The organism is Stenotrophomonas sp. G106K1, assembly GCF_037969685.1.
GTDB lineage: Bacteria > Pseudomonadota > Gammaproteobacteria > Xanthomonadales > Xanthomonadaceae > Stenotrophomonas > Stenotrophomonas lactitubi.
Genome location: NZ_JBBPFR010000019.1, coordinates 71,918 through 80,369 on the forward strand (window position 1 = coordinate 71,918; position 8,452 = coordinate 80,369).

Annotated in this window: 7 protein-coding genes; 4 read left to right on the forward strand and 3 right to left on the reverse strand. The window is 66.5% G+C overall.

Annotation, left to right across the window (positions count from 1 at the left end):
* Positions 1-91: 91 nt before the first annotated feature.
* The gene (locus tag WKB25_RS15970; RefSeq protein WP_180166229.1) at positions 92-1,348 is read right to left on the reverse strand and encodes a DUF819 family protein; all 1,257 of its coding nucleotides are present in this window, start codon (positions 1,346-1,348) and stop codon (positions 92-94) included.
* A gap of 162 nt (positions 1,349-1,510) precedes the next feature.
* Between WKB25_RS15970 and WKB25_RS15975 the strand changes: the two genes are divergently transcribed.
* Positions 1,511-1,900 carry a VOC family protein gene (locus tag WKB25_RS15975; protein ID WP_340571745.1) on the forward strand — a complete coding sequence of 130 codons (390 nt, stop codon included), beginning with the start codon at positions 1,511-1,513 and terminating at the stop codon, positions 1,898-1,900.
* Between the two features lie 37 nt (positions 1,901-1,937).
* On the opposite strand, the gene WKB25_RS15980 is transcribed toward WKB25_RS15975, so the two are convergent.
* Both WKB25_RS15980 and WKB25_RS15985 read right to left on the reverse strand, forming a co-directional pair.
* The gene (locus WKB25_RS15980; RefSeq protein ID WP_340571746.1) at positions 1,938-3,218 is read right to left on the reverse strand and encodes a HAMP domain-containing sensor histidine kinase; all 1,281 of its coding nucleotides are present in this window, start codon (positions 3,216-3,218) and stop codon (positions 1,938-1,940) included.
* Positions 3,208-3,918, reverse strand: a complete 711-nt coding sequence (locus tag WKB25_RS15985) for a response regulator transcription factor (RefSeq protein WP_340571747.1) — start codon at positions 3,916-3,918, stop codon at positions 3,208-3,210. Before WKB25_RS15985 ends, WKB25_RS15980 begins: the two co-directional genes overlap by 11 nt.
* A 132-nt stretch (positions 3,919-4,050) precedes the next feature.
* Between WKB25_RS15985 and WKB25_RS15990 the strand changes: the two genes are divergently transcribed.
* The 3 genes from WKB25_RS15990 (at position 4,051) to WKB25_RS16000 (ending at position 8,265) form a co-directional block, all read left to right on the forward strand.
* Positions 4,051-5,754, forward strand: coding sequence for a glycosyltransferase family 39 protein (locus WKB25_RS15990; RefSeq protein ID WP_340571748.1), 1,704 nt, complete (start codon positions 4,051-4,053; stop codon positions 5,752-5,754).
* Positions 5,755-5,866: 112 nt separating this feature from the next.
* On the forward strand, positions 5,867-6,619 hold the full coding sequence (locus WKB25_RS15995; RefSeq protein ID WP_340571749.1) for a phosphatase PAP2 family protein: 753 nt from the start codon (positions 5,867-5,869) through the stop codon (positions 6,617-6,619).
* Positions 6,616-8,265: a phosphoethanolamine--lipid A transferase gene (locus WKB25_RS16000; protein WP_340571750.1), complete on the forward strand. Its 1,650-nt coding sequence runs from the start codon at positions 6,616-6,618 to the stop codon at positions 8,263-8,265. The genes WKB25_RS15995 and WKB25_RS16000 overlap by 4 nt, the downstream gene beginning before the upstream one ends.
* Positions 8,266-8,452 lie beyond the last annotated feature (187 nt).

Genomic DNA, 8,452 nt, shown 5'->3' on the forward strand with positions numbered 1-8,452 from the left:
CTGCACAGTTCCGGCAGTGTCCTGCGCAAAGCAGCCGAGCGTGGGCTCGGCTCTACCCGTTTCTGATTTCCGCGGCGGGCCGCGAGAGGGCTCAGCCGTTGGCCATCCACTTCAGGATCAACCCGGTCACATACGCCAGTCCGGTACCGGTGGCATAACCGACCGTGCCGAGCAGCACGCCCACCGGCGCCAGCGTCGGATGGAACGCTGCCGCCACCACGGGTGCCGAGGCGGCGGCGCCGATGTTGCCCTGCGAGCCAATCGCGAAGAAGAACAGCGGCGCGCGCACCAGCTTGGCCACGATCCACAGCACCAGCACGTGGGTGGCCATCCAGATCGCACCGAGCAGGAACAGCCACGGACGATCCAGCAGCGACAGCAGATTCATCTGCATGCCGATGCAGGCGATCAGGAAGTACAGGAACACGGTGCCCAGGCGCGAAGCACCGGCTGCTTCCAACCGCCGTGCACGGGTGAAGCTGAGGGTCAGGCCCATCGCGGTGGACAACAGGATCACCCAGACGAACTGGCTGTCGAGGCTGAACTGGCTGGCCCAGCTGACATTGGCCTTGAACCAGCCGGACAACGGTGCGGCGATGGCATGGGCCAGGCCGACGCCGCCCAGTGCCACACCGACGATCACCATCAGGTCGGTCATGCTCGGGATGCGCGCGTTCTGCGCCTCGTAGGCGCTGATGCGTGCCTTCATCTCATCGATGGCGCGGGTGTCGGCACCGTTGCGGGCATCGATCTGCTGGGCGCGGTTGGCCATGAACAGGAGGATCGCCATCCACAAGCTGGCGCAGGCCACGTCGACCACCGCGAACTGGCCGAAGGTGGTGGCATCGGTGCCGAACACTTCGCGCATGGCAACCATGTTGGCGCCACCGCCGATCCAGCTGCCGGCCAATGCGGCCATCCCGGCCCAGGTGTCACCGGCGACGGTTTCCGGGTGGATCAGTTTCATCACCTGGAAGGAGACGATGGCGCCGAGCATGATGCCGGCGGTGCCGGCGCAGAACACCAGCAGCAGCTTCGGCCCGAGCTTGGCGATGCCCTTCAGGTCGATCGACAGGGTCAGCAGGACCAGTGCCGCCGGCAGCAGCACATCACGTGCAACCGGGTTGTACAGCGAGGTGTTGTGGCCATCGATGACACCGGCGGTGTTGTAGATGGCGGGGATGAAATAGCACAGCAGCAGTGCGGGTACCCAGGCGAAGATCTTCTTCAGCAAGGGTGTCGGGCCGCTGGCAGCCCAGAAGATCAGGGCGAGGGTGGCGGCGATCAGACCGAGGCCAACGATATCGTTGCTGATCAGGGCAGTAGCGGTAGCGGGTTCGGTCGGCATGGGATCCTCTGTCGATCGAAAGAGCGGGAAATAGAAGTAAAAGCGCCGCATAAGCGGCGCGGGTCGAAATTAACATAGTCTTCACGCAGGGTCATGCTGCGCTGCTTGCGGCAGCGCGCGGGCTTGCCGAGAATCGCAGCATTCCCTTCTGGAGCCTGCCCCATGCAACTCGGCGCTTTTTCAGTCAGCCTGGCGGTGAAGGACCTGGCCACCTCGCGCGCGTTCTATGAGGCGCTCGGGTTCTCGGTAACCGGTGGCGATGCGGCGCAGAACTGGCTGGTACTGCGAAACAACGGCACCGTGGTCGGCCTGTTCCAGGGCATGTTCGAGGGCAACCTGCTGACCTTCAATCCCGGCTGGGACCAGCACAAGCAGGAACTGGCATCCTTCCAGGACGTACGCGAGATACAGGCCGAACTGGATGCCAAGGGCATTGAACTGGCGCTCCGCACCGATCCTGATGGCCAGGGCACGGGCTACCTGCAGTTGGCCGATCCGGATGGCAACGTGATCCTGATCGACCAGCATGTGGCGCGGCCGACGGCGAGCTAACGCCCCTCGGATTGCCGGCCAGCGGCCGGCACTGCCGTCAGTTCGGGCGCGCAGCGCCGAAGTCGAGCGAGGCCAGGGTCCCGCGCGGCTCACAGGGCTGCAGCTGCAGGGTCCAGCCCAGGTGTTCGCACAGCCGCGCGATCAGTTCCAGGCCGATGCCGCCGCGGTCACCCCGCTCCCCGCGTGCCATCCGCGCGTGGATCGCAGCGATCTCTTCCGGGCTCATGCCATGGCCGGGGTCCTGCAGGGTCAACACCGCTGCCGAGGTCAGGCGCAGCTCGATATGACCGCGCCCGCTGTTCTCGATGGCATTGCGCAGCAGGTTGCCGATCGCTGCCTGCACCACGGCCAGTGGTGCAACGATGTCCACCGGCGCAGCCTGGATGCCGATGCTCAGGTCCTTGTCACCCAGCAGGTGGCGATGGTCGTCGACGATCTCCGGCAGCAGCTGGTCCAGCGCGATGCGCTCGGCGCGGCTGGCCAGGCGTGCGGGATCACGCGCCAACACCAGCAACAGCTCGATCAGCTGCTCAACGCCCTGCGCAGTGCGCAGCACGCGCTGCATCTGCTGTCGTGCGCGCTCAGGCAGGCCCGGCTGTTCCAGGGCCAGCTCGGCGGCACCGGTCATCACCGCGATCGGCGTGCGCAGTTCATGGCTTGCGGTACTGATGAACACCCGCTCGCGCTCGACGAACTGCTCGTTGCGATCAAGGTAATCGTTCAGCGCATCGGCGATGGTGTGCAGCTCGGAACTGCCGCGCGGATCGACGTGGATGCGCTGGCCCTGCACGCCCGGCCGCAGTGCACCGATGTGCTGGGCCAGCAGGCTCAGCGGGCGCACCATGCGCTCCATGCCGAACGAGGCCATCAACACGGTAACGAAGATCATGATGATGCCGGCGAGCATCACCCAGCGTGTGGCGAACTGTTCCAGGTCGTGGAAATCGGAGATGTCCAGGGCCAGCGCAACCCGTCCCATCGAACCGGTATCGCGCACCATCACCGCCGTCTCGCGCTCGCCGATCATCACCCCGTCATGCAAGCCCGGGTGCAGCGTGCGCAGGCTGGCGGGCATGTTGGCTTCATTGAAGCGGAACAGGCTGAGCGTGTCCGAGTCCTGCCAGCGATAGTGCGGCTCGTGTTCGGTGTGGTCGACAATGCTGTCCAGTTCCGAATTGAGCAGCGCGCGCCACGCCGCGTGCTCGGCGTGTTCGTGCACATAGTTGCCCACGCTGAACACCGCCAGCGAGATCAGCGCCAGGTAGCCCAGCAACCACCACACCACCCGCCGGTACAGCGGCCCGGGTTTACGCGCCATCGTGATCGTTCCGTGCGTCGGCGCCTGCGGTGGACGCCAGCCGGTACCCGACCCGCGGCAGGGTGTGGATCAGCTTGTCGGCAAACGGGCCGTCCACGCTGCGCCGCAGCTCGTACACATGCGAGCGCAGCAGGTCGCCATCCGGCGGCTCATCACCCCACAGGGCGAATTCCAGCTGCTGACGGGTCACCGCCCCCGGGCTGGCCCGCATCAGCACTTCCAGCAGCTTGCGGCAGGCCGGGTACAGGTGCAGCACCTGGCCGGCACGCTGCGCCTCCAGGGTCGCCAGGTCCAGCACCAGGTCGCCTACCTGCAGGCGCTTGCGCGGATTGCGGCCCTGCGCGCGCAGCAGCAGCGCCTCCAGGCGCACCTCCAGTTCCGGCAAGGCGAATGGTTTGGTCAGGTAGTCATCCGCTCCGGCACGGAAGCCCGCGATCTTGTCCGGCAGTTCGTCGCGCGCGGTCAGCATGATCACCGGCACCTCCGAAGCGTGCTCGGAGCGCAGCCGCCGCAGCACCTCGGGGCCTTCCATGCGCGGCAGCATCCAGTCCAGGATCACCGCGTCATACGGGTGGCTGCCAGCCAGGTGCAGGCCGGTGATGCCGTCCGGGGCAACGTCCAGCACATGCCCGCGCGACTCGAAATAGTCGAACAGGTTGGCCACCAGCTGGCGGTTGTCCTCGATCACCAACAGGCGCATGCACGAAACATCCACGGGAAGTGCCACCATGGTAGCGCCGCGGATGTCGGAATGCGGTCGCCGTGGCGGCGGCTCTGACGGCTTTCCTACGTGCCCTTCATCAGTATGGGCGTTTTGCTCCCGGAGCCCGCTGTGCCCGTAGCCCTGCCCCGCCGTTGGCACCTGCCCCTGCTGTGGCTGCTGATCATGGTGGCGCTGGCTGCCGGTCTCGGCATGCGCCAGCCGCAGCCGCCGGACGAACCACGCTTCGTGCTGGCCGCGCGGGCCATGGTGGAGAGCGGTGAGTGGCTGCTGCCGCACCGGGGCAGTGAGCTGTACGCCGAAAAGCCGCCGGTGTTCATGTGGCTGCAGGCCGCTGCCCATCAGGTGGTCGGCAGCTGGCAGTGGTCGTTCCTGCTGCCGTCGCTGCTGGCCGCGCTGCTCAGCCTGTGGCTGGTTTCGGACCTCGCCCGCCGGCTGTGGTCGCCACGCCATTCGCTGTACGCACTGGGCGCACTGTTCTGCACCCTGCAGTTCGGCCTGATGGCCAAGCGTGCGCAGATCGACATGGTGCTGGTGGGCATGACCACGCTGGCCCTGTGGGGCCTGCTGCGCCATCTCTGCGAGCGCCGCAACCTGCCGGCGCTGTGGCTGGCCGGCTTCGCCGCCGGCGTCGGTACGGTGACCAAGGGTGTAGGCTTCCTGCCGCTGTTGATGGTGCTGCCCTGGTTAGGCTGGTGGCTGTACCAACGCCGTCGCGGCCAGCCGGTGGACGGCCCCCACCCCGCCAGCCTGCTGTGGCTGGTTCCGGCCTTCCTGCTGGGCACGGCGGTATGGCTGGCGCCGCTGGGCTGGGCGCTGCTGCATGAACCCAGCGCATCGCTGCAGTCGTACGCACACGAGCTGCTGTTCAAGCAGACCGGCACCCGCTATGCCAACGCCTGGCACCATCGCCAGCCGGCCTGGTACTACCTGCAGGTGATCGCAACCTTGTGGCTGCCCGGCGCCCTGCTGCTGCCGCTGATGATCAAGCCGTGGTGGCGCCGGCTGCGCCGCGGCGACCAGCGCCAGTGGCTGCTGCTGGGCTGGGCCGCGCTGGTCCTGCTGTTCTTCACTGCCAGCCCCGGCAAGCGTGAGGTGTATGTACTGCCGATGTTGCCGGCGATGGCACTGGCCGTAGCGCCGCTGCTGCCCGGCCTGCTGCGTCGCCTGTGCGTGCGCCGCTACCTGTTCGGCTACAGCCTGCTGCTGATGCTGGCCACCGGCGCACTCGGCGTGATGATGCTGACCGACAGTCCTTGGGCGCAGGCGCAGTTGGCACGGCGGGCGATGCCCGACACGTTGCTGCCGGTATTCGGCGACGGCCTGCTGACCTTCGCCATCGCCGTGGCGACGCTGGCGGTGTGGCTGCGGGTGCGGCGTGCGGCCACGCTGGTGCTGCTCACCCACGGTCTGCTGTGGATGCTGTACGGACTGGTGCTGATACCGGCGCTGGATCCCTATGCCTCGGCGTCGGCGGTGATGCGCCGGGTGGGTACGCGGATCGGCCCCGATGCGGAACTTGCGCTGGTGGCCTGGCGCGAACAGAACCTGCTGCAGGCCGACCGGCCGGTACGCGAGTTCGGCTTCAAGCGCCCCTGGGCGGAGCAGTGGCACGACGCCGGCCCATGGTTGGCCGAGGCCCCGGACAAACGCTGGTTGCTGGTGCTGGACAAGGCGATGAGCCCCTGTGTCGATCCGGCCCAGGTCATCGAGATCGGTGCTGCAAATCGCAATCGTTGGCAGTTGCTTCCGGGCACCGCATGGGACCCGGCGTGCCACGCCGAACGCGCCGGCGCCAACGACGATGAAGACTGAACGACGATTCGCGCCGCGCCCGTATTAACCCGGCACAAACGCATGTACGACCCTTCTCCGACATGCCAGTGACGAGCATGGCCGCGGATTCCCGTAACGGCCCCTTCCCTGCATGCCCGCTCGTCCTCTTGCCCCGGCAGTCTCCTTCGCGCCATCGCTGTTGGCATCGCGTTTTGCCGTTACCCATCTTTGGCTGCCCTCTGTAATCGGCATTGCGGTGTTCACCCTGCTGATGGGCTTCGGTGGCGACCAATGGTTGGCCGACCATCTGTTCCGGTTGGAAGGCGGCCACTGGGCGCTGCAGGATGCGTGGCTGACACGCTCGGTGGTGCACAAGGCCGGCAAGTGGCTGAGCACCACCGCGGCACTGGTGGCGATGCTGCTGTGCTTCCATCACTGGCGCCGTGGCCGCGATCACACGCTGCGTTGGGCGCTGCTCTATGTGGTAATGGCCGTGGCACTCGGCACCGGGCTGATCTCGCTGCTGAAGTCGCTGGTACCGATGGACTGTCCGTGGGATCTGCTGCGCTATGGCGGGCACGACCCTTTCGTCGGTCTTTTCAGCAGCCGCCCGACCGGCATGGCTGGTCGCGCCTGTTTCCCCGCCGGCCACGCCAGCGCGGGATACGCGTGGCTGTGCCTGTACTTCTTCGCCTTGCTGTGGCGCCCCGCCTGGCGTTGGCCCGGGCTGTGGATCGGCCTCGGCAGTGGCCTGGTGTTCGGCATCGGTCAGCAGCTTCGTGGCGCCCATTTCCTTTCGCATGACGTTGCTACCGCGTTGATATGTTGGCTGCTGTCGCTGGGCCTGTACCTGATGGTCCGCCGCCAGTTGGAGCGCTCGACCCGCCAGGAGGCGATTGCATGAACGCATCGGTCCAACGTTCCTTGCGGTTGCCGACATTGGCCAGCATCCGCGCATGGCGGCCACAGCTGTCCACCGAAACAGTGATCGTCCTGACCAGCCTGTTCTTCGCTGTAGCAGGCAATGGCCTGTTCTGGCACAGCGCCATGGCCAGCCATCCGGGCAGCCTGCGCTATGCGCTTTCGCTGCTGCTGCTGCTGCTGGGTGCACACGGCGTGCTGCTGGGCATCCTGGTGTGGCACTGGAACGCCAAGGTGGTGATCAGCGTACTGCTGCTGGTCACCGCATTCGCCGCACACTACATGAGCCGTTACCACATCTATCTGGATGCGGACATGCTGCGCAACGTGCTGGCCACCGACCCGAAGGAAAGCCGCGAACTGATGACGGTGTCGCTGCTGTGGCCAGTACTGCTGCTGGCTGCACTGCCGATGGTGGTGCTGTGGCGCGTTGAACTGCGTCGCCGCAGTTGGGGCCGCAGCCTGCTGTGGCGTATCGGCTTCCTGCTGGTGGCTGCGGCCACTGCGCTCGGTGGCGCACTGGTGTCCTTCCAGGATGTGTCGGCCTTGATGCGCAACCAGCGCGAAGTGCGCTACCTGGCAACGCCCGCCAATGTGCTGCTGGGGCTGCCGCGTGCGCTGCGCGGCGATAACCCGGTGCAACGCGCGCCGAAGCTGCCGATTGGCACCGATGCCAAGGCGACCCCGCGCGCACCGACCAGCAAGCCACGCCTGCTGGTGATCGTGATGGGCGAAACGGTACGCGCGCAGAACTGGGGCTTGAATGGTGGCCGCAATACCACGCCGGAGCTGGCCCAGGCGGCGGTGGTCAATTTCCCGGACATGCACTCCTGCGGCACCAGCACCGAGGTGTCGTTGCCGTGCCTGTTCTCGCCATGGGGACGCCACGAGTACGACGAAAAGAAGATCCGCGCGCATCAATCGCTGCTGCATGTACTGAACCGCGCGGGCATCGCACCGCTGTGGCGCGACAACCAGTCCGGCTGCAAGGGCGTATGCGAGGGCCTGGACTTCCAGTCGCTGTCGGATGCGACCACGCCGGGGCTGTGTGCCGATGGCCGTTGCATGGACGAGATCCTGCTGCAGGACCTGGCGACCCAGGTGCGTGCGCGCCCGGGCGACCGGGTGGTGGTGCTGCACCAGCTGGGCAACCATGGCCCGGCCTATTTCGAACGCTACCCGGCCACCTTCCGCCGCTTCACCCCGACCTGTAACACTCAGGACATTGGTCGCTGCTCGCGCGAAGAGATCACCAACAGCTACGACAACGCCGTGCTGTACACCGATCATTTCCTGAGCAAGACCATCGGCACGCTGCAGGGCCTGCAGGACTACGACACGGCGATGATCTACCTGTCCGACCACGGTGAGTCGCTGGGCGAAAAGGGCCTGTACCTGCACGGCGTGCCATACGCGATCGCACCGGCCGAGCAGACCCGGGTACCGATGACGATGTGGTTCTCACCGGGCTTTGCCAGCAGCCGTGGGCTGGACCTGCAGTGCGTGCGCAAGCGCTCGGCCAGCTACACCGACCACGACAACCTGTTCCCGTCGGTGCTGGGGCTGATGCAGGTGAAGACTGCGTTGTACGAGCGTGATCGCGACCTGTTCGCCAACTGCGAGAGTTGAGGGTTTGTCGGCAGGGCTTGCAGCCCTGCACCTGCACCTGCACCTGCAGAGGCAACGGCAACAGCAACAGCAACGGCCGAAGCAACAGCAGAAGCGGGTTTCCTGAGGGATGGCGGGGTGGGTCCGGTGGCGGGAGACGCCGTAAACCCGTCCATGGGGGCTTGGCCGCGGCATCCATGCCGCGGAC

Bases quoted from the DNA above. Each gene is read 5' to 3' on its own strand.
- WKB25_RS15970 (WP_180166229.1), bottom strand. From the start codon at position 1,348: ATGCCGACCGAACCCGCTACCGCTACTGCCCTGATCAGCAACGATATC.
- WKB25_RS15975 (WP_340571745.1), top strand. From the start codon at position 1,511: ATGCAACTCGGCGCTTTTTCAGTCAGCCTGGCGGTGAAGGACCTGGCC.
- WKB25_RS15980 (WP_340571746.1), bottom strand. From the start codon at position 3,218: ATGGCGCGTAAACCCGGGCCGCTGTACCGGCGGGTGGTGTGGTGGTTG.
- WKB25_RS15985 (WP_340571747.1), bottom strand. From the start codon at position 3,918: ATGCGCCTGTTGGTGATCGAGGACAACCGCCAGCTGGTGGCCAACCTG.
- WKB25_RS15995 (WP_340571749.1), top strand. From the start codon at position 5,867: ATGCCCGCTCGTCCTCTTGCCCCGGCAGTCTCCTTCGCGCCATCGCTG.
- WKB25_RS16000 (WP_340571750.1), top strand. From the start codon at position 6,616: ATGAACGCATCGGTCCAACGTTCCTTGCGGTTGCCGACATTGGCCAGC.